Source organism: Bifidobacterium longum subsp. longum JCM 1217, assembly GCF_000196555.1.
Classification (GTDB): Bacteria; Actinomycetota; Actinomycetes; order Actinomycetales; family Bifidobacteriaceae; genus Bifidobacterium; species Bifidobacterium longum.
This window is the reverse complement of the sequence record NC_015067.1, coordinates 2,036,962-2,058,262: the sequence shown is the minus strand read 5'-3', so window position 1 is coordinate 2,058,262 and position 21,301 is coordinate 2,036,962. Positions and strand designations below refer to the sequence as shown.

Annotated in this window: 13 protein-coding genes, 1 tRNA gene and 2 pseudogenes; 13 read left to right on the top strand and 3 right to left on the bottom strand. The window is 56.5% G+C overall.

Features of this window, described 5'->3' with window-relative positions:
* Positions 1-77 precede the first annotated feature (77 nt).
* Positions 78-731: a LacI family DNA-binding transcriptional regulator gene (locus BLLJ_RS08930; protein ID WP_013582937.1), complete on the bottom strand. Its 654-nt coding sequence runs from the start codon at positions 729-731 to the stop codon at positions 78-80.
* A gap of 313 nt (positions 732-1,044) precedes the next feature.
* Here BLLJ_RS08930 and BLLJ_RS08925 point away from each other — a divergent pair, with 313 nt between their 5' ends.
* The 8 genes from BLLJ_RS08925 (at position 1,045) to BLLJ_RS11200 (ending at position 10,315) form a co-directional block, all read left to right on the top strand.
* Positions 1,045-1,593 carry a holo-ACP synthase gene (locus BLLJ_RS08925; RefSeq protein ID WP_007052986.1) on the top strand — a complete coding sequence of 183 codons (549 nt, stop codon included), beginning with the start codon at positions 1,045-1,047 and terminating at the stop codon, positions 1,591-1,593.
* Positions 1,594-1,705: 112 nt separating this feature from the next.
* Positions 1,706-3,757: an alpha-amylase family protein gene (locus tag BLLJ_RS08920; protein WP_013582936.1), complete on the top strand. Its 2,052-nt coding sequence runs from the start codon at positions 1,706-1,708 to the stop codon at positions 3,755-3,757.
* Between the two features lie 178 nt (positions 3,758-3,935).
* Positions 3,936-4,009 (top strand) — tRNA-Gly (locus tag BLLJ_RS08915).
* 519 nt (positions 4,010-4,528) lie between these two features.
* Positions 4,529-6,913, top strand: a complete 2,385-nt coding sequence (locus BLLJ_RS08910) for a DUF7604 domain-containing protein (RefSeq protein WP_011068724.1) — start codon at positions 4,529-4,531, stop codon at positions 6,911-6,913.
* A 196-nt stretch (positions 6,914-7,109) separates the two neighbouring features.
* A complete protein-coding gene (locus tag BLLJ_RS08905) occupies positions 7,110-8,354 on the top strand; it encodes a SpaA isopeptide-forming pilin-related protein (RefSeq protein ID WP_013582935.1) in 1,245 nt (414 codons plus the stop codon).
* 455 nt (positions 8,355-8,809) lie between these two features.
* Positions 8,810-9,328 carry a hypothetical protein gene (locus BLLJ_RS08900; RefSeq protein WP_007058367.1) on the top strand — a complete coding sequence of 173 codons (519 nt, stop codon included), beginning with the start codon at positions 8,810-8,812 and terminating at the stop codon, positions 9,326-9,328.
* A complete protein-coding gene (locus BLLJ_RS11290) occupies positions 9,322-9,495 on the top strand; it encodes a hypothetical protein (protein WP_007055458.1) in 174 nt (57 codons plus the stop codon). Before BLLJ_RS08900 ends, BLLJ_RS11290 begins: the two co-directional genes overlap by 7 nt.
* 133 nt (positions 9,496-9,628) lie before the next feature.
* Positions 9,629-10,315, top strand: a complete 687-nt coding sequence (locus BLLJ_RS11200) for a hypothetical protein (RefSeq protein WP_007053774.1) — start codon at positions 9,629-9,631, stop codon at positions 10,313-10,315.
* Between the two features lie 80 nt (positions 10,316-10,395).
* Here the strand turns inward: BLLJ_RS11200 and BLLJ_RS08890 are convergent.
* Positions 10,396-11,031, bottom strand: a pseudogene (locus tag BLLJ_RS08890) (IS30 family transposase); the annotation flags it as partial.
* Here BLLJ_RS08890 and BLLJ_RS11470 point away from each other — a divergent pair.
* Positions 10,981-12,048 carry an ATP-binding cassette domain-containing protein gene (locus tag BLLJ_RS11470; protein ID WP_013582933.1) on the top strand — a complete coding sequence of 356 codons (1,068 nt, stop codon included), beginning with the start codon at positions 10,981-10,983 and terminating at the stop codon, positions 12,046-12,048. The pseudogene BLLJ_RS08890 and the gene BLLJ_RS11470 overlap by 51 nt on opposite strands.
* An 83-nt stretch (positions 12,049-12,131) precedes the next feature.
* Here the strand turns inward: BLLJ_RS11470 and BLLJ_RS08880 are convergent, their stop codons facing one another.
* Entirely contained in the window at positions 12,132-13,238 is a 1,107-nt protein-coding gene (locus tag BLLJ_RS08880) for an IS30 family transposase (RefSeq protein ID WP_013582932.1), read from the bottom strand.
* A gap of 618 nt (positions 13,239-13,856) precedes the next feature.
* Between BLLJ_RS08880 and BLLJ_RS08875 the strand changes: the two genes are divergently transcribed.
* The 4 genes and pseudogenes from BLLJ_RS08875 to rpsO all read left to right on the top strand — a co-directional run bounded on the left by BLLJ_RS08875 (position 13,857) and on the right by rpsO (position 21,155).
* Complete coding sequence (locus BLLJ_RS08875) at positions 13,857-16,409, top strand: family 43 glycosylhydrolase (RefSeq protein ID WP_013582931.1); 2,553 nt, start codon at positions 13,857-13,859, stop codon at positions 16,407-16,409.
* 297 nt (positions 16,410-16,706) lie between these two features.
* Positions 16,707-19,508: a beta-xylosidase family glycoside hydrolase gene (locus BLLJ_RS08870; RefSeq protein WP_013582930.1), complete on the top strand. Its 2,802-nt coding sequence runs from the start codon at positions 16,707-16,709 to the stop codon at positions 19,506-19,508.
* 624 nt (positions 19,509-20,132) lie between these two features.
* Positions 20,133-20,773 (top strand): annotated as a pseudogene (locus BLLJ_RS08865) (teichoic acid transporter).
* A gap of 112 nt (positions 20,774-20,885) precedes the next feature.
* A complete protein-coding gene (gene rpsO / locus BLLJ_RS08860; RefSeq protein WP_007052997.1) occupies positions 20,886-21,155 on the top strand; it encodes a 30S ribosomal protein S15 in 270 nt (89 codons plus the stop codon).
* The last annotated feature ends 146 nt before the right edge of the window (positions 21,156-21,301 follow it).

Below are 21,301 nucleotides of genomic sequence, written 5' to 3'. Positions count from 1 at the left end.
CACGAAAACAGCAATAGCGCCTTCGATATACAGTCGAAACCGGGTCAAGTAGGATAGATGCGTGATTTTTGGGCAGGCTATCGCTGGGAGCGGGGCCGGACCCAGGATTGCTTGATGCGCAGCTGGCATTCAAGCTGGGGTGACTGCTCGCTCAGTGGCGGCGGCTGAACCTTCTCGACCGGGTATCCGGCACGAGGAAAGGGATCGGGTGCCTCGCCTTCGATGAGCGAGACCAGCTTACCGACTGCCCAGTAGCCCATCTCGTAATGCGGCAGTTCCACAGTGGAAAGCGGCGGATCCAGCGCTTCGGCCACAACCTGGTGGTTGTCGACGCCAACCACCGCGATATCTTTGCCGATAATCAGCCCGCGACGGGTGGCCTCGGTGTAGATGGCCCAAGCGCGGGTGTCGTTGAAGCAGAAGAAGCCGTCGACATCCGGGTGCTTGTCGAAGAACGCGGGCATGCGGGCGACGTCTTGCGCGCCCTCAATCATGCGGCCGGCAAACGGCGTGGTGGCCACTTCGTCGCTGAGGAATCCGATGGTGCGGGTACTGCTGGTGCGCAGCCCGCTGGCCAGACGGTTGGTCAGGTAACCGAGTTCGGCGGCGATGTCGCGGACTCGCTCGGCGACATCGGGGCTGACGCGGCCGATATCGCGGTTGTTGAGCACCAGAGAGACGGTGGAGATGGAAACGCCGGCGCGGTTGGCGATTTGCTTCATCGTGACCACGGTTCTACCTCCTTGCTGGCTTCATTGGCTGGTTGTGGTTGGTTGTTGTGAAGTTATCCTTCATTGGATCATTGTGTTAACCGCGTTAAAAAGTCAAACGTTTGACGTCAATCGATTTACGTATTGGAGTGTCGGGCGGAATATCGACATTTTACGCCGTGTCCACCGTTAGTCAACAGTTTGACTTGGTGTTGACTTTCAGGATTCGGCTTGCGGAGCGGCCGAGGGTTTCCGTTTGTGGATGCCGCGTTCCGTGTGAACCTCGTTATTCTGGATGTGTTGTCAACGTGTTGAATGGCTGATAATAGGTGCTATGGGCACATTTGGTTTAGGTCATGACGTGGTTGACGTCGCCGCATTCGCCGAGCAGCTGTCTGAACCCGGCTCGCGCATGCGCTCGCTGTTTTCCGTTCGTGAGGTACGTCAGGCGGCGGATCGTGCACGGCTGAAGAACGATGACGAGGCCGTGCATCTGTCCGCCAAGTGGGCAGGCAAGGAGGCGTTCCTCAAAGCGTGGTGCGATTATCTTGGCGATGCCCCCTATCCGTTCACGCTTGATAATTTCCCGTGGCCTGAAATCGAGATCTTGGATGATTCCCGTGGTGTGCCGCATGTGTCTCTGGGTAAGGGGACGGCGTCAGTCTTCCAAACTGATTACGCGAATTCGGCTGCAGGCGCTCGCTATTCCTCTGCTTATTCCCCTGCTTCCGATAACGGGCCTTATGCAGTGATGCAGGAGCGGCGGAATGCGCGTTCGGCGCAGCGCTCGGCTTTCGGTGCGGGGTCGATGCCGCATATCCATATTTCCCTGAGCCACGATGGTCCGATTGCCTCCGCGGTGGTGACGATTTCTGTGGAATAGCGCCGGTGGCTCGGCGAGTCTTGGGTTGCGATTGTCGAACCGGTTTGATGTTTTGTAATACAAAGCGTCAAACGATTGACGCGGGCAACGGATAGAGACAAAGGAGTTTCCGGTGGCTCAAAGCAACCAGTCGGCACAGGCAGTGGAATCGGTCGAGAAGACCGAGGTGGCGAAGAAGGCTGCCAAGACAGCATCAACCCGAGCGGCCAAAACCGCTACGACTTCCACGGCAACCAAGACAACCGCAACCAAGCGCACGACGTCTCGTACGGCCAGAACCACAGCGACTAAGGCGACGACTGCCGTCCGTTCGGCCCGTACCTCCAAGGCAGCGGCGACCAAGTCCGCAACCGCCAAGCGTCCCGCTTCGAGCGCCGTGTTCAACGCTCGCCTTGCTGCTCATCAAGACGAACTCGAACAGCTCTTCATGAGCCTATATAACGATCACGACGCCTTCGACGCACTCGTCGCAAGCATGGCCGCAGCCTACGCTGACCGTCCCGCCGATTTGAAGCGTCTCGACAAAACCCGCGAGCAGGACCCGGGCTGGTACAAGCGCGGCGATATGTTCGGCATGACCATGTACACCGACCTGTTCGCCGGCGACCTCAAGAAACTTGCCGACAAGATTCCGTACTTGAAGGAGCAGAAGCTCACCTACCTGCACTTGATGCCGCTGCTTGACATGCCGCACCCGAACAACGACGGTGGCTATGCGGTCCAGGACTTCGACACCGTGGACCCGAAGCTCGGCACCAACGAAGACCTCGCCGCGCTGGCCAAGAAGCTGCGCCGCGCCGGCATCAGTCTGTGCATCGACTTCGTGATGAACCACACCGCCTCCACCCACCGCTGGGCCAAGGCAGCCGAAGCCGGCGATCCCGAGTATCAGGACTATTACTTCTGCTACCCGGACCGCACCATCCCCGACCGCTACGACCGGGATGTGCCGCAGGTCTTCCCGAACACCGCGCCCGGCAACTTCACTTGGAATGAGAAGATGAACAAGTGGGTGATGACCCAGTTCTACCCGTTCCAGTGGGACCTCAACTACCGCAACCCGAAGGTGCTCGTAGCCATGATGGGCAGCGTGATGCGCCTGGCCAACCTCGGTGTCGAGGTGTTCCGCATCGACGCCGTGCCGTACATCTGGAAGCAGCTTGGCACCAATTGCCGCAACCTGCCGCAGGTCCACACCATCGTGCGCATGCTGCGCATCATTTTGGAATGCGTCTGCCCGGCCGTGGTGCTTAAGGGCGAGGTGGTCATGGCCCCCAAGGAGCTCGCCGCCTACTTCGGTACGCCCGAGGCCCCCGAGTGCCACATGCTGTACAACGTCTCCATCATGGTCAACCTGTGGAGCGCGCTCGCCAGCCGCGACGTGCGTCTGCTCAAGAACCAGATCGACAAGCTCAACTCGCTGCCCGAAAACTGCTGGTTCGTGAATTATTTGCGCTGCCATGACGACATCGGCTGGGGCTTGGACGAAGACGTGGAGCGTTACCTCGACATCGACCCGCTCAAGCACAAGGAATTCCTGTACCACTTCTACGAGGGCGCAACCCCCGGCAGCTGGTCGATGGGCGAACTCTACAACTACGACGAAGCCACGCGCGACGCCCGCAGTTGCGGCACCACCGCCAGCCTGTGCGGCATCGAAAAGGCCATCATCACGCACGACAAGCCACTGCTAGAGACCTCGGTGGATCGCGACCTCATGATGCACCACGCCATGAGCTTCCTGCGCGGTTTCCCGATGCTCAACTGCGGCGACGAAATCGCCCAGCTCAACGGCTGGGATTACAAGGAAGACCCGGATCGCGTGGAAGACAGCCGCAATCTGCACCGTAGTAAGTTCGACTGGACCAAGGCCGCTCTGCGCAAGAAGTCCGGTACGTTGCAGAACCAGCTGTGGAAGGGCATGGAAGATTTGCGCGCGATGCGCAACGATCCCTGCTTCGCGCCTGACGCTTGGGTGTCCACGTGGGATACGTTCAACGATTCGGTGCTCGCTGTGATTCGTCAGCACGAAGGCAAGACGCTGGTCGGCCTGTTCAACTTCTCGCCCGACCCGCAGCACGCCCACCTCAACGCCTGCAACGGCATTCTGAACGCGATGGACGCCGACCTCCAACCATACGAGTCCCAGCTCATCCATTTGTGATTTCGACGGTTTCTAGCTCCCCTCTTTGAGGGGAGCTGTCGCCGTAGGCGACTGAGGGGAGTCCTCGGCAAAGCCGCAATCCATCAACTAGATTGGCTGGTCCTGCTGCAGCCACACGCGTTTGCCATCCCCGAAGAAATATGTATAATAACTCAAGTCGCCAAAAGCGACGCTTAACGCGGATGTAGCTCAATGGTAGAGCCTCAGTCTTCCAAACTGATTACGCGGGTTCGATTCCCGTCATCCGCTCCACTATATAGGTTTGTGGCTAGGGTACTACCCACAACATTGCCCGTAACACCACCGCCCGCAACAGAACACGGCCTTGGTGAGTCGTATGTTTGCGTTCACAGAAATTGCATGTAGTATGTCTCCGTGTATGCGTAGCGGTATGTGATACTGCACACATGCGGAGCAGTGGCATACTGACGGTCGTCAGTAACTCCGGTCCCCGCGCAGCGGCGGCAAATCCGCCTCAGTTCCCAGATGGTGGGACCGGCACGCCCCGTCGAGAAGAAAAGTGCGTTATCGCAGGGTGGATGACGAGGGTGCCACTTTTCAAAAATTCCAAGGTTCTTTTCAATGTCGGGTAAAAAATTCCCTCTACCCGGGTGTACGCATTCGTGCTTTTTGCTTAATACCGTAACGCCTTATAAGCGTAACGCCGGGTTTTGGCGTACGTGATCGTAAGAGACAGGCAAGGTTATGAAGAGAATTGCAGAATGGTTCGCAGCGGTAGGGGCCGCGGCGGGCAGGAAAGGCAAACGGTTAGTGGCGATCGTTGCCGCCGTGGCGATGCTCGGTGGCGTCGCCGGTGTGAGCGCAACCGCCATGGCGGACGATGGGAATGCCTCCACGACACAATCGCAGACCACCGATGAGAAGGCGGCCGCCAGCGCGCCTGCTCCTCTTTCCACCGAGGGAACAAACGGCGTGCCGGATGATCCGACGTTGTCTGCTCCGGCCCGCGAGAAGACCGTTACCGCCAATGAAGACGGCACGTACACGGTGGCGTTGAACGTCACCGGTGCGAAGAGCGCGGGTACGGGCGAGATCGTGACGAACCAGCCACTCGACATCGTGCTGGTGTTGGATGTGTCCGGTTCGATGGCCGAAAAGATCGCTAGCGGTTGGAACCAGCCTACGAAGATTGACTCGCTCAAGACCGCGGTCAATAAATTCATCAATGCGACGGCTGCAGAGAACGCGAAGATTACCGACCAGAGCCAGCGGAACCGCATCGCCCTGGTGAAGTTCGCCGGCACCGAGAAGACCAGCGTCGGCAATGACTTTTACCGCGAAGGCTGGTCCTCCTACAACTACACGCAGATCGTCAGCAACCTGACGTACGACGTCTCCGGACTGACGAGCACGGTTAACGGCCTGAGCGCGTCCGGCGCGACCTCCGCCGACTACGCCTTCAACCGCGCCCAGGCGGCGCTAACGTATCAGCCTCGCGCCAACGCGAAGAAGGTCGTCATCTTCTTCACCGACGGCGAGCCGAACCACGGCAGCGGGTTTGACCCCACCGTCGCCGCCACCGCGGTGAACAAGGCGAAGAGCCTGAAGGACGCCGGGACGACCATCTACTCGATCGGCGTCGTCAGCGGTGCCAACCCCGGCGACACCTCGAGCAACCTGAACAAGTACATGCACGGCATCTCCAGCAACTACCCGGATGCCACTGCAACGAGCAGTGAGCATTTGTGGGGAAAGTCTTGGAACGCCAACCTCGGTGACCGCGCCGAGACCAGCAGCTACTACAAGGCCGCCACGGATGCCGGCCAGCTGAACAACATCTTCGAGTCCATTTATCAGGAGATCACCAAGACGGCTGAGTATGCCGACGTGACGATTCACGACAGGCTGTCCAGCTGGGTCGTGAGCTCCGACAGCGCCTCCGAGAATGGAGAGCCCGCGGGCTTCACGTACACGAAGACCCGGAAAGGCCAGACCACGGCGTGGGCTGACGCCCCGGAGGCGACGGTTGCGGCTGATGGCACCGTGTCTTGGCCGGTCACGTCCAACGACGACACGCTTGAGGACGGCGTCACCTACACGGTGAGCTTCAATGTCAAGCCGACGCAGGCTGCGTTCGACGAGGCTGTTAAGAACCACAAGGACGATGCCAATGCCTCCGGCGACAACAACTTCTACACGAACGACAACTCCAGCGCCACTGTCGACTACAAGACCGTGGTGACCTCCTCGCAGGGCGGCACGACGACGAGCGATCCGCAGACCGCCGCCTACCCGCAGAAGCCGACCATCACCCTTCCGGTCTCCAAGATTACGGTGACGAAGACTTGGTCCGACGACAACGAGAATCACGCGAATGATTCCGTGCAGGTCCAGCTCAAGCAGGACGGCGAGGATTATGCCAACGGTTCAGCAACTCTGAATGCCGCCGGCAACTGGACTCACGAGTTCACGGTGCCTGCCGGCCCTGAGGGGCACACATACTCGGTTTCCGAGGTCAAGGTTGAAGGCTATGACTCCAAGGTTGATAAGACTGACCTCAAGCTACAAGGTTTGACCGCACAATCCGGTGCCTTCACGGTAACCAACACGCCTTCTTACGTGACCTTGCCCGCTTCGGATGTCAAGGTGACGAAGGTTGTGCAGGGACATGCTGCTAATTCGGACTTCGGCTTCAACCTGAAGTGTGTGGATAGCACGGATGCGAATGCTGGTAAGTGCGCTGACGTTACCGGCTTGGCCAACAATGGACTGACTACGACTGTGTCCAAGGACGAATTGACTGCTAGCGGCGCGAGCGCGACGGTTGGCTTCGGCAATGGGGACCTGAAGTTCAGGGTTCCGACCGGTGCTGACAATTTGGTCTACACGTTCGAGGCTTCGGAGGACACCGAAAAGCCTGCTGCCGGTTGGAAGTATGACAACGATAAGGTGACCGTCAAGGTCACGGTCTCCAGGACGGATGCCGTTGTCTCTTACGAGTACGGCGAGAACGATTCCGACCGAACGAATACGGAGTCGGCACAGTTCACGAACAAGTATGTGGCTATCTCCAGTCTGCCGCTGACCGGTGGCACGACTGGTCGTGACTGGATGGTGTTCGGCGGTGGCCTGGGCCTGCTGGCCCTGCTGGCTGCTGCGGGCTACACGGTCTGGCGTAAGCGTCAGCTGGTCTGATTTCAAGAAACTTGAGGTGGTTTTGGCTTCCCTCGCTGAGGGGAGCTGGCCGCCGAAGGCGGACTGAGGGGAGTCGATGAAGGCTTCCCTCCCCGAAAAAACAATAAGGATTTGCGGATTGCGGAGGCCTTGCTGTGGGGTTGCAGCCTCCGCGATTGCAAGAAAATCAATCACAATAAGGAAGAGAGGGTTTCTCATGAAGTTGAGGAAGCTTTTCGCGGGTGTCGCTGCTGCGGCCACCCTGCTTGGTGGCATGGCGTTCGGCGCCACCACCGCCAACGCGGCTGAGGCCATCATCTCCAGCACGACTATCACAGTCAACGCCACGGATGCAAACCAGTTCTACACCAAGCCGGTTGACACCGCTGACCTGCAGGCTAACCTGCGCATGTTCAAGTACGTTGAGCTCGCCAAGTATGTGTCTGATGGCAACACTGGCGTTGAGCTGGAGGGTTTGGTCTCCGGTGAGGCAGTGGATGCTGCTTTCGCTGCTGCTGGTTACAACGACCAGACCAAGGGTGATTCCCTGAACGAGTGGGCCTGGCTGGGCAACACTACCCTGACCGCCGCGCAGACCACCGCTTTTGTGAACGCGCTTAAGGATCTGGCTGTCACGGACATTACCCCGACGGCTTCTAACGGTGGCAAGACCCAGACCTTCACCTTCGCTGAGGGTGGTCTGTACTTGATTGTCGACCAGAGTGGAAAGCTGGTCGTCGAAGATAATGACACTCACAAGCTCGTGTGGAATGGCAATGCTCCGATTCTCGCTGGCACTGCTATCACGGGCGCCGCGCCGTCCGTGAACAACGCCACTGGCGTTCTCGCCGCTGCCGGCGTTGTCGACCTGAAGAGCAGCAAGGAAGAAACCACCAAGGCTGGTGCCGTGACTTGGCAGAAAGTCGACAAGAACGCTGCTGCTCTGACTGGTGCTGAGTTCCAAGTGTACGAAGGCGATGTTAGCGGTCTGTCCGCTGACGAGCTCAAAGCGAAGACTCCGCTTAAGTTCAATGGCTCTAACGGTGCGTATTCTCTGCCGACCGCCAATGCTGATGGCACTTACCCTGAAGGCGCCACGGACACACTGCAATCCAACGCTGAGGGTAAGTACACTCTGAACGGTCTTAAGCTCAACACCACCTACACCGTGATTGAGACGAAGGTCCCGACTGGCTACAACGGCACCTTCGTTGGCAAGTTCACGATCACTACCGGTGCAACCGCAGATGCTGCTGCCACCTTCGCTGGTAAGGATGCCTGGAACCTGTCCAAGGACAACAAGGGCACCTTCCAGGTCACCAACGTCAAGAACATCACCCAGCTGCCGCTCACCGGTGCCGCCGGAACCATGCTGTTCTCCGTGATCGGTCTGCTGATCGCGGGTGCCGCGGTGACCGTGTTCGTCAAGTCCCGTTCCACCAAGCGCGCTCTCAACGCGTGAGCTTGACTGCTGCTTATAACTGAGCAGCTATAACAATGGCCGATCTGATTATTCAGATCGGCCATTTGTCATATTGGCGGCATCTCAGACGGATGACTTGTGGACCATCTCCGAATCTTATGGGCAATGTATGGCATTTTGATTTGAATGTAATGGGGCCGGGCATCGAAAATAACTTGTGTTTCACCACAACAAACGTTTCACGCAGGCTCGGTAACAATCGCCAAGCGAACACAATCGTAGGGGAGGTGAAGGATGGGCCTGTATACCCCATTCGTGGGCCGATTATCGTTCAGTTGCCGTCCAGCCACTACTCAGGCTCCACTTAAACGGGGATAAAAACGACCCTACTAGGGGTTAGGCATGTCCGAATTATAAGTATTACTATCCCGAACTATGGCATTCACCCCATAATCAAGGGGGGTGTGCAATGAGCCTTCCAACGAGTGTAAGGGATGAGGATGACCAGTGGTGGAGGGACTTTTAGCCCCGAGGAGATCAAGTATCTGAAGTCGTTGTCGGCAGTGGCGGAAGCCACGGCGAAGCGCATCACCTATACCGATGATTTCAAGCGTTACTGTGTAGTCCACTACAACGAAGGTGCCTCACCCGTGCGCATGTTCCGTGAAGCCGGATTGGATCCGGCTCTAATCGGGTACAAGCGCATCGAACGTTGCCTTGCCCGCTGGCGTGAATCGCAAGACGAAATCCTGAACTCCGGCAATGCCAAAGCCGGCGTGGAAAATAAGCTGGGGGGGGGGCTTCAGATTCGGAGCTTTTCCGCTCGGGAGCCGCGGGCGCACCAAACATTCCGGAGAGTGCGCGAGCAGCGAGAGCTTGGCGCGACTCGGCGGAATCGTCACTTCCGGCTGGTACCGGCAGCGAATCCGATTTCCACGTATCGCCCGAACGTCGCGCCATCATCTTCCCCGTCTCCCGCAAAGAGCAGAACAATGACCTACGCGACTTGCTGATTTCGCAGCAGGTACGTCGTATCGACGAACTGGAGCGTCAGGTCGACATGCTCGAGGCCCTGCTGCACGGCAGGCGGCGTAAGGAACAGGCTGCCAATACGTTGCCTGAGGAACAGACGGATACAGCGGCGGACAAGTCGCCGGATACAGACGGGCAACAGCAGTAGCCTGTCTGTATCCAATCAGTGCGCGAAACCACAGGGAACATCAGGTACTTGCCCAACACGCACGCTAAGATAGGCATCGCAATAATCGGCATGGCAATACATGGCAATAAGCAGGTAATCGGCGAGGCGGTGCATGGAGCAGGAATCCAACGAGCAAGAACCTAACGAGGCGACGGAAATCGTAGGCGGCAAAGTAGAGACCGTCGAGGTTTCCAGGCACCCCGAGGCTTCCATACCCGAGACCGATTTGTCTTTGGCTGATATCGAGCGCCGTCGCTCCCATCCGTTGCGTTGGGCGTTGATTATTCTTGCCGTACTGTGCGCCATCATCGCGCCATACTGGTTCGGTCGCTCGCTGGCGGTGAATAATACTGACTCCATTGTGGCCGTGCTCGGGGGAGTGTCTCCGCAAGGTATCGCACTGGTCGGTTGGGTGGCCGTGGTGATCACGTACGTCGGATTGGCGATGGCGGTGGTCGTCTCGCCGTCCTGGCCATGGCTGATCGTGTTCGTGCTCGGGCTGGCCTGTGAGCAGTTCATCGCGGGACTCAGCATGCTCAATCTCAACTTCTGGTATTCCACGTACGTGGTCTACGGCAAGCAGGCCGGTCTGGCAAATGCCGCGAATCTGGGCATTATGGGGGCGGCGATCGGCATCGCCGTATACGCCCTGGTGTTTGTTGGTCTGCTGGTGATTATCCGGAAGACCTCGCCGCTGAACGTACTGACCAAAAGCTGGGCGAGTTTCATTCTGTACTTCGTGATTGAAACCATCGCCCTGCTCGTGGTGTTGTTTGGCGGATTACTCACCACTGTGTGAGCGCACGTGAGTCGCCGTACGTCGCTCAATACTCACCGCTCACTGCTCACCACCGCGCAAACCGTGTGCCCGATGTCTATTTAGAGGTGCAACACCCCCTGTTGGTCCTGCAATTCTAGCAGTTCGTCGGCGAATGCCTCGGCGGGCGTCCGGTAGTCCAGCACGCGCATGGGACGGTTGTCGGCCTCGTCGACAATCTCCCGCAGTTCCCCGGCCATGCCCATCCGGATCTCGCTGCGTTTGGGCAGATACCGGCGGATCATGCCGTTCCGGTTCTCGTTGCTTCCCCGCCGCCGGCTGGAGTACGGGTCGGCGAAGTACGTGTCCATGCCCAGCCCGTCGCGCAGGCGCGTGTGGCGGGCGAACCCGGCGCCGTTGTCGTGCGTGACGCTGACGCGCGCGCCGGCCGGCAGCGGCGAGAACATCGCCAGCCGCACCCCGACGCTTTCCCCGGCGGTCCTGCCGGGCACGATCCCGGCCATGAGGAACCTGGTCTTCCTCTCGACCTCAGTGTGCAGGTCGCATCCGGCGCCGATCACGCCGTCGGCCTCCCAATGGCCGAAACCGCTGCGGTCGCCGGCCTCCGGCGGACGCTCGGAGATGGGAACCCGTCCGGGAATCGGGAAACGCGACGTCCTCCCGCCGCCACGCCTGCGACGCCTCCCGTGGCCGCGTGGAAGGCAGCGCGCCCGGCGTTCACGGCGATGGCGGTCGGCGCGTTGAACACCATGATGCTCACCCGCGTGCAGGTGCGATTCGGACGATACCTGTCCCGCCGATACATGACCGGCGTGCTCGATCGGGAGTTCCCGTTCTTCGTGAACCGTTCCAGTGGTGACCTGATCTACCGCGCGAACCTGGTCATGGTCGTCGAACAGATCGTGACCGGCAGTCTGCCGTCGACGGTCGTGTCGATGGTGTTCCTCGTGGTCTACCTGATCATGATGATCGCCTATTCAGCGCCATTGACGATGCTGACCCTGACGGTGTGCGCGGCGGTGCTCGTCGTATCCGTCATTTATTCCCTGCGCAACAGGACGCTGGTCGAGCGTGCGACCGTCGCGCAGGCTGACGTGCAACGCGCCTTCATCGAAACCTTCTCCGGCATCGTCGGCGTCATCAGCCAGATCATGGCGTTCGCCACCTATATGCGCAAGATTTGCGAGATGATTCCCGCCGGTGAAGGCGACAAGATCGCCATCGTCGGCCCCACTGGCTCGGGCAAAAGCACGCTGCTGAAACTGCTCGCCGGACTCATCGAACCCGTCTGTGGCACGGTGACCATCAACGACGGCGGATGCCGGATTTACGACGCGGACAGCCGATGGAAGGCCGACAGGCTGGCGTATGTGCATCAGGAATCCACGGTGTTCAACGAAACCTTGCGCGACAATATCACGCTGCACCGTCCGTGGCTGACGGATGACGACATCGTCAGGGCGTGCGAGGTTGCCGGCATCAACGAGGGGATGATGGATCCGGTCGTCGGAAGACCGGACTTCCTACTTATGGACGAACCCACCAGTGCTCTGGACAACGATACCGAGCGACATGTCATGACGGCGTTGCTCGACTCCGACAATGCGTGCATCGTCGTGGCGCACAGACTCGCATCGATTCGGGATTTCGACCGCATCCATGTCATGGATCATGGGCAGATCGTCGAATCCGGTACGCATGACGAACTGCTGCAGGCCGGCGGATTGTATTCGCGGCTGTACCGGCAGGAGTGAGTGTCCCCTTACACCCTTACGCCTTTAAACCCTTACCCTTTACACCTTATCCCTTACACCCTCGGCTCATGAGGCCCCCGGATTCAATTTGTAAGCGCAACGCTTGTGTTCGGGCTGGCTGCCTTCGATTGTAGCTTGGCGATCTCCTCGTCCCATACCTCGTTGGGCGTTTTGTAGCCGAGGAGCTTCATGGGGGTGTCGTTGATCTCCCCGACGATCGCGTCGAGGTCCTCCTGGGCCAAGTCCTCGAACCCGGTTCCTTTGGGCAGATAGCGGCGGATCCTGCCGTTCCTGTTCTCGTTGCTGCCACGCTGCCAGGAACTGTACGGGTCGGCGAAGTACGTGAGCATGCCCAGCGCCTCGTCCACCAGCATGTGCAGGCTCGCCTCCGTGCCGTTGTCCCACGTGCGGTCGACGCGCGCGGCCGGCGGGATGTCCTTGAAGATCTCGTATTCGGCCCTGGCCGTGGCGGACGCGCTCTTGTCGTCGACGAGCCGGGCGAACAGCCTGCGGCTCCTGCGCTCCACCTGCGTGTTCATGCAGCGCCTCGACGGCGCGGCGCCGACCACCGTGTCCGACTCGAAATGGCCGAACCCCTTCCTGGATCCGACCGCCTCGGGCCGGTCCGCGATGGGCACGCGCATCGGGATGCGCGGCCCTTTCGCCTTCCTGCCCTTTTTCCTCGTCCGGCGTTTCCTGCCGCGCGCCAGGTACTGGCGCAGGTCCAGCGCCCGCTGCGGCTTGGCGTAGATCCACTGGCAGAGGCACTCGTGGCTGATCCGCATCGACGGGTCGCCGGCGTACTGGGCCTTCAACCGTCCCTCGATCAGTTCCGGGCTCCACCCCCTGCGCAGCGAGTCCAGCACCCAGGCGCGAAGCCGGTCCGAGTCCATGCGACGCGGCTTGCGGGATCCGCGCCGGCGCAGGTCCGCCTTCCTCTGCGCGGCCAGCGCCGAATAGAACGGACCCGAGGTCCACGGCCCGGTCTTCAGCCGTTTCGGCCGGTAGGGACGGTACGACCCGTTCTCGTTGGACGCGAACCACAGGCCGCGCCTCAGCTCGCGTGACACCGTGGACTTGTCCCGACCGATTTCCTCCGCGATCTTCCGGACGCTCAGATGCTGTTCGCAATGCAGCTTCTCGATCAGGATCCTCTCCTCGGACGACAGGTGCGAATACTGTTGACCCATGAGTGCAACACCTTCTTAAGTTAGAAACTTCGAACACTTCCAACCCTAGACAAGGTGTTGCACTTCTATTTAGAACCCGGGGCGTAAACACGATTGCCTTCAAAGAAGATGGTCGTGACTGTGCTGGAATCAATGTTCGGTGCTATGAAGCGAAGCGTTGGTTGTGTGTCTAAGCTGGCCGCATTGTTGAATGAGTCTCAACTTCGGGGTGTCGTTTTATCGGCTGTGATGTTATTGTGGCGCGACACGCCAGCTTTATAGGCGATGAGTGGTGGCATCAGATGAGTTCGCTTGTACGTCTCCATTCTTTGTTGAAATATGTTATGCAAAGTGTGTAATTGGCATATGAAACTGTCATATTTGATGTGTTGCGTTGCGTTTATGTGAACTTATTTTCATTGTGCATATCGTTATCAATTTGTTATCAAGGACGATCGCGAGTGAAATGCGCTCATTTATACAATGGCTGTTGCATGGCTGCCCTTGAGGGACGTTCCTCTGGCATGGCTTTGCAATGAGCCGCGATGTGGTCGTAACCAACGTGGGATTCGATTGTGCGGCGAAGAAAAAATGATGGGGGGGGGGAGTCGCCCTCCATCATTCAGGAAAGGGAACTGAATGGTTTATAACATTCACATATTGCAAACAAGGAAAACCGGTCGTGTGGTTGCTGCTGCGGCTGCATCCGTGCTGTGTTGCATGGGGGCTGTATTTCCAGCGACTATCGGAGTGACTGCGGCGTCGGCCGATGAACCCGTCGAATTGGTCGTCAACGGCGGATTCGAAGACGATCTTAATGGTTGGAAGTCTGGAACGGTGTGGAATAGCTCCGCATCGTCCATTGCCGTCACTGCGGATGATGTGCATGGTGGCAGTGGCGCCTTGAGCGTTACTGATCGTACATCCTCTGATGCTGGTGCAATCCAGTCTCTTGATGGCAAGGTGGAAAAAGGACAGACATATACCGGAAGTATGTGGGTCAAGGCCACGGAAGACGGTGAATTCAATATCACTGTTTGTTCGGGTAATGGTTCCGGATGTGACCAGATTGCGACCGGAACGGCGAAAGCGGGTGAGTGGACACAAATTTCAGGTACTGGAACGTTAGGTGGTAGTGGTGATTTCACCAGTCCCTCGCTGGTGATTGAAAACAAGTATGGCACGAGCAATGCCGACTTCATTGTCGACGACATTTCCGTAACCGGTTCGGATTCTGGTTCCTCATTCGTGCCGCCGACTACGGGTACGGCAACGGCAGCCAAGGCTTTCGGCGACTATTCAAACCCGATTATCGATTATTGGTATGGCGCCGATCCGTGGGCTATGGAATACAACGGACGCGTATATATCTACACTACGGGTGATGGCACTTCTGTGAATGCTGATGGCTCGTTGAATTATGACTATGAATATGACAGTACTGGGCAGATCAAGGACAATTCGTTCGCTCAAGTAAAGACCATCAATGTTCTGTCCAGTGATGACATGGTCAATTGGCGTAATGAGGGTTACATTCGTGTGGCTGGAGAACAGGGGGTGGCCACCTGGGCCAGCAATTCCTGGGCTCCTGCCGTCGCTCATAAGACCATCAACGGTAAAGAGAAGTTCTTCCTGTATTTCGCCAATGGCGGCAGCGGTATCGGTGTGCTGACCTCGGATTCTCCTGTTGGTCCGTGGAAGGACGAAACCGGTGAGCTGTTGATTAAGGGCGGTACTCCTGAATCCGCTGGTGTGGTCTGGCTGTTTGATCCCGCGGTGTTCGTGGATGATGACGGGCAGGGCTACCTGTATTACGGAGGTGGTGTTCCGACAGGCGAGGAAGAACATCCGAACACGGCTCGCGTTATTAAACTGTCCGATGACATGCTGCATACCGAAGGTGAGGCTCAGGCCATAGACGCACCTGCCATGTTTGAGGACTCCGGGATTGCCAAGATAGGTGGTACTTATTACTACTCGTATTGCACTAATTTCAGCCATGACAACGTAATTGATGGTAACACGGTCGGTTACGGCAATATCGCGTATATGACTTCAGACAACCCGATGGGGCCGTTCACTTATCAGGGTGAGATTCTGAAGAATCCGAGCACGTATTTCGGTGTTGGCGGCAACAATCATCACGCGATGGTTCAACTTGGCGACCAGTGGTATATGACCTACCATGCGCAAACGGTGGCAAAGGAATTGATGAACGGCGGTAATCTTGACGCGGCGCATGGCTACCGAAATACTCATCTCGATCCGATTACGGTTAACGAGGATGGTTCCATTGCCGATATTGCAATGACATATGAGGGTCTCTCTTCGGTGAAGAATCTGGACGCGTATCAAGATGGAGGCATTCCAGCTTCCACCATTGCATGGGATTCCGGCATTCAGAACGCATATGACCTGACTTCTGGTGTGCGCGTGGTCGATATGACTACAGACAATTCCGAAGGTCAGAAGCTCAGCAATATTAATAATGGTGAGTGGACGTCTTTGGCGAATGTCGATTTCGGGAATAACGGCGCCTCTTCGCTGACTGTGACTGCAGCTGGCAAAGCCGGAGGCATCCTTGAGATTCGTCTTGATGATCCGGATTCCGAACCTGTGGCTTCTATTTCGATTCCTGCCGGTGATGGATCCGAGTACGCCGATTACACGACCACCCTTGAGGGTGTGACAGGGGTGCATCATGTGGTGTTCTCCTTCAAATCCGATGGTGGTGCGAATGCTCAGGATGAGCTGTACGACATCACTACGTACACTTTCACGGAGTCGCAGGATGAAACTCCTTCGACTCCGGTGGACAAGTCTGATTTGCAGAGCGCAGTGAATGAGAATTCCAGCCTGAACGCTTCCGATTACACGGAAGAGAGCTGGAAGGTGTTTGCTGACGCATTGCAGAAGGCTCAGGCGGTATTGCAGGATGAATCCGCTACTGAACAGCAGGTTCAAGATGCGCTTGCTGCATTGAATAGTGCACGTGCCGGTCTGAAGCTGGCTGATGATTCCACTGATGGCAATGCCGACGGCTCCAATGACAATGCTTCCGATGCCGTTGATGACACGGATGGCGTGGATTTGGCACAAACCGGTTCCTCTGTCTTGCCTGGTGCTGTGATTGTCGCTTGCTTGGCTCTCACTGGTGTGATCGTAGCGCGAGTGCGTCGCGAGATGCGCTAGTTACCTCTTGGTAATGCGGTCATCCCGTAGCGGCAGCCTCGGGATGACCGCACATGAAACCTAGAACTGGTACTTGTTCAAGCGTAAGTTTTGGCAGTGGTAATGTCCATCACTTATCCATATGCGGGAATGTCTTATCGTCATTCATTGCTGATTTGTGCGGACATGCTATTGGAATACGCACTCGATGTTGAGTGCTTATCATGAAAGTTTAAAAGACTTATGAATTATTTACGACAAAAAATTTCGGCTAGTGCTATCGCGGTGTTGTCGACTTGTGGGTTGATTTTGGCGCCAATGCCGGTCTTTGCGGATGATTCAACGCCATCTTCAACGCCATCGGATGGCAGTTACACCACGACTGATAGCGGTGATGGCACGTATTCCATTCCCATGTTGAACACGGATGTTCCGGATATCAGTGTTATTCGTGTGTCGAAGGACGATCCGAATAACAAAGACGGTCGTGATGTGTATTACATGGTGAGTACCACTATGGAGCTCAGTCCCGGATCTCCAATTATGAAATCCTATGATCTGGTCAATTGGTGGATAGTCACGTACGTGTATGATCGCATTTCTATGAGCGATGCTTCATCCTTGCGCAATGGAGCTAGCTCGTATGGCGAAGGCGAGTGGGCTCCGTCGCTGCGCTATCACAATGGCCGCTTCTACGTGTTATTCAATACGAACAACCTTAATGGCGCTTATATCTACTACACCGATGATATTGAGAATGGTCCTTGGACGAAGATTGCCCTTAATCGGGGATTCCATGATCCGTCATTGTATTTTGATGAGCAAGGGAGTCCTTGGATTATCTCCGGCGTCAACCAATATAGGCTGTCCGATGATTTAACCACGGTGGTGGAGAGCCATGAGAATATCATCTCTGCCGAACAGTTCACTGATGATCTTGGTGAGACTCCTACCGGATTTGAAGGATCTCAGACTTTCAAAATCGGTGATTATTTCTATACTCCAACGATTTACTGGGGCAAAGACGGTCGTATGGTGATGCTGCTGCGCACCACTGATTTGCTTGATGGCTCCAAATACGAAGCCAAAAAGTATTATCTAGGTGCTTTCGCACAAGGTAGCCTTGTTGAAGTCGACAACGGTGATGGCACGACGTCTTGGCATGGATTCTTCTTCCGAGACACATATCCGACCGGACGTATTCCCGGTTTGATTCCTGCAACGTGGGGTGATGACGGATGGCCTGTGTTTGGGGACAATAATCAGGTAAGCGCGTCGGACACCTACGACAAACTGATTGATTTGCCTGCTGATTTGGAGAATCTGGTTCGCCAGCGTTCCCTGGTCAATTCGGACGATTTTGATAATGACGCGCCTCATCAGTCTTATCAGGATCAGGATTGGTGGACTCTGGAGGAGCCTCCTCAGGTTGACGATTCTCTGATTGGAATCGAGCTGGTGGACAATGGCGATTTCGAAAACGGGACTGAATCGTGGACCCCTCAGTGGAATGGTACGCTTACCGCGATTACGGATGGTTCTCTTTCTGGAACCACGAGTCTTGCTGTGACGAATCGTGGCGAATACAATGGCGCTGGCCCGGGTCAATCTATGGATGGAAAATTGCAGCAGGGCGTGACATATCGTGCCAGTGCAACGATTCGATACGACCATGAGATGGACGGCGTCGATTCATCGGCTGTGACTTCCCACCTGTTTTATGTGGCGATTCAATATGCAGACGGCACAATTAATCGTGTGGCCACAGGAACAGTGAAACGTGGGGAGACGACTACTATCACAGGTGAGTTCTCCATCCCATCCGACGCTAATGTGGAAGGTTCCAAACTCATTGTCGAAACCGCGTGGGGTGCGGAAGGCACGTGCATGGATTACGTCATCGACGATATTTCCCTGATCGGTCTTGCTGATGAGAAGGAATATCCGGTCGCCGAAGAATACCAACCCAATGGTTCGAATCTTGATTTGGTATGGGAATGGGGACATAATCCAGATAACCGATATTGGTCTCTCACTGATCGTGAAGGCTGGTTGCGTTTGACCAATGGGCACAAGGTTTCCGCCACGGCCAAATATATGAAAGGCACTTATGGCGACCTGACATATTTTGAAACCGCCCGTAACGTTTTGTCGCAGCGTACCTTTGGCGGATCCATGTCTGTGGAAACCCACATGGATGTCAGTCATATGAAGGATGGAGACACCGCAGGCCTCGCTACATATACCCGTAGTTTTGCCTATGCCGCTGTGCGTCAAGAAAATGGACAGCGAACGTTGGGCGTGGTCAAGCGTGTCTACGACAATGGCGTGAAGGACGCGGACGGTAATATCGTTGACGATACGATTGATCGTGACGCTGAAGAGGCCTTTGTATCGGGCGGCACAGTGACATTGCCAGATGATGCGACCAATGTGTGGATCAAGTCGGACAACACACTGGATAATGCGAGTGGTAAGTTGACGATTCAGTATTGGTACAGTCTGGACGGTAAGCAATGGTCCAAGCTTGGCGACGAGCAGGGGCCGCTGACTTACGATTGGAGCTTGTCGCACTTTAAGGGGTATCGAATCGGCTTGTTCAATTACGCCAAGGAGAATACGGGTGGTTATGTCGATTTTGATTACTATGACTTGAGCGACGTGTTGACTTCTGACGGCAAAGCTGTGGATACGTCTAAGCTGCGTTCGGCCATTGATCAGGCTGACTCTCTGCAGTCTGCGGAATATCCTATGGATGAGTGGGATAAGATGCTCACGCTACTTGATAAGGCAAAGCAGGCGTTGGCATCCGATCCTTCCACGCAAAATGAGGTGGATGCCCCGCAGCGTGCACTGAGTTTGCAGCTCGCGCAATTGGCGGTTGACCGTCAGTCTGGTGATGGCGGAAATCCTGGTGGTGGTGATCAGACCGGTGACGGTAACCAGTCGGGTAACGGCGATCAGACCGGTGATGGCGGCCAGCAACAGTCTTCTACTGCTGATGATAATTCATCTGAACTGTCATCAACTGGTTCGTCCGTAACACCGATGGTGCTGTCTGCAATTGCCCTGATGCTGGCTGGCATCAGTGTCATTCGGATACGCCGCTCTTCGCGCTGAAATATCGCCGCAGCCTGTTGGTTGCAGCGATTGAATGTGCGGAATCAGTGATGTGTCGCAATGGTGGGTTGTGCGAATGCTCGGCAACGTGGATTCGTACAACCCATCCTGTTATGTTGAGACCGCGGCGTGAGACATGGTGGAGCATGACATCGGCGTAGAATGTGCGATTTTGGAAACAAAGGAGCTGGTGTGTGGGCGGCTGGCAGTTTTCATTTCGAATCGACGGCGTTCTCCTGATATCAAGTATGGCTGTGTATCTATGTTGCCGTTATGTGGTGATGTTAGCGGAGTGAGTAATTCGGATATGGTTCGCCCTTATGAACATATGTATGGCTTATGTCGTCCGCCGAAGCATGGTTGCGATTAGCGAAAATCAGGTATTGCGGCGTTATGTCCGGCGCCATGTCATTATCGTATGGCGCACTCACGATACAATACCGTCCTAGCATGGGCGTCGCGGCATGAGACGACGCATTGTGCAGACAGGTGTGGCGTCGAACAACGAACGCGAGGTAAACGTAGATGGCGGTGAATTCCAGCGTGGAGAAACAGCCGGTCGACCAGCAGGCGAGCGGTGAGGTGCAGGCTGAAATCGATACGCGGTCCGATGGTGTTTCGCCCATGCCCAACGATGTTTCCAAACATAACGATGTTTCCAAGCATCCGGTGGCGTCCATTCCCGAATCGACGCTGTCGCTGGCCGATATTGAGCGTAAGCGCTCGCATCCTGCATTGTGGCTGGCTTATGCGCTGCTGGTGATTGCGGCCATTGTGGTGCCGTATTGGTGGGGGCGTGCGATTGCGGTGAACGATACGCAGTGGCTGCTTGATAATTTGAGCGCGCTTGAGCCGCGCGGCGCCGCGTTTGTTGCCTGGACGGTGACGCTGATTGCCGTTTCCGGCCTTGGTCTGCTGGTTGTTGACGCCCATCGGCGCTTGTGGGGCGCGGTTTTTGTGATTGGCTTGGCGGCGGAGCAACTCATTGCCGGCCTGCGCATTCTGAAAATTGATTTTTGGTATGCGACATATGTGGTGTACGGAGAGTCGTCGGCATTGGCGAATGCGGCGAATCTTGGCATTATTTCAGTTGGTATTGGCGTTGCCGTTTTCGCGGTGCTGTGGGTGGGATTGTTGGTGACGATTAAAAAAGAGTCGCCGTTGAATGTGCTGACGCGCAGTTGGGCGTCGTTTATCTTTTTTTTGTGATTGAGACGATTGCTTTGCTTGTTGTGATGTTTGGCGGCCTGCTGACGTTGGTCTGATTCGTGGTGTCTGGTGCTCCTGTATAATTGACCCTTGGCGTATTTCGCCCGCGGATAGAGAGCGCGCCGGCATCGGGCCGGTAGCACCGCGCAGCAATATAAGGAGGATGCCGTGGCACTGACGGCTGAAGAAAAGCAGGAAATCATCGCTAAGTACGCGACCCATGAAGGTGACACCGGCTCTCCGGAGGTCCAGGTTGCTCTGCTGAGCAAGCGTATCGCTGATCTGACCGAGCACCTCAAGGAGCACAAGCACGACCACCACTCCCGTCGTGGTATGCAGCTGATGATCGGTGACCGTCGTCGCCTGCTTGACTACCTCAAGCGCGTTGACATCAACCGTTACCGTTCCCTCATCGAGCGTCTGGGTCTGCGTCGATAATTGAAGACTTCCGCCCGAGTACCTAGGATGGTGCTCGGGCGTTTTACATATCGCCAGCCAACGGCAACAACGGCAAGAGGGTTAGAGGATAGGCCAGCAGGTAAGGCCGACAGGAGAACCCGAATGAAGGGGTTGACACGAGGAAC

What these genes read in the sequence shown, in the direction of transcription:
- BLLJ_RS08880 (WP_013582932.1), bottom strand. Translation starts at nt 13,238, where the DNA reads ATGGGTCAACAGTATTCGCACCTGTCGTCCGAGGAGAGGATCCTGATC.
- BLLJ_RS08875 (WP_013582931.1), top strand. Translation starts at nt 13,857, where the DNA reads ATGGTTTATAACATTCACATATTGCAAACAAGGAAAACCGGTCGTGTG.
- BLLJ_RS08870 (WP_013582930.1), top strand. Translation starts at nt 16,707, where the DNA reads ATGCCGGTCTTTGCGGATGATTCAACGCCATCTTCAACGCCATCGGAT.
- BLLJ_RS08905 (WP_013582935.1), top strand. Translation starts at nt 7,110, where the DNA reads ATGAAGTTGAGGAAGCTTTTCGCGGGTGTCGCTGCTGCGGCCACCCTG.
- BLLJ_RS11200 (WP_007053774.1), top strand. Translation starts at nt 9,629, where the DNA reads ATGGAGCAGGAATCCAACGAGCAAGAACCTAACGAGGCGACGGAAATC.
- BLLJ_RS08900 (WP_007058367.1), top strand. Translation starts at nt 8,810, where the DNA reads ATGAGGATGACCAGTGGTGGAGGGACTTTTAGCCCCGAGGAGATCAAG.
- BLLJ_RS08925 (WP_007052986.1), top strand. Translation starts at nt 1,045, where the DNA reads ATGGGCACATTTGGTTTAGGTCATGACGTGGTTGACGTCGCCGCATTC.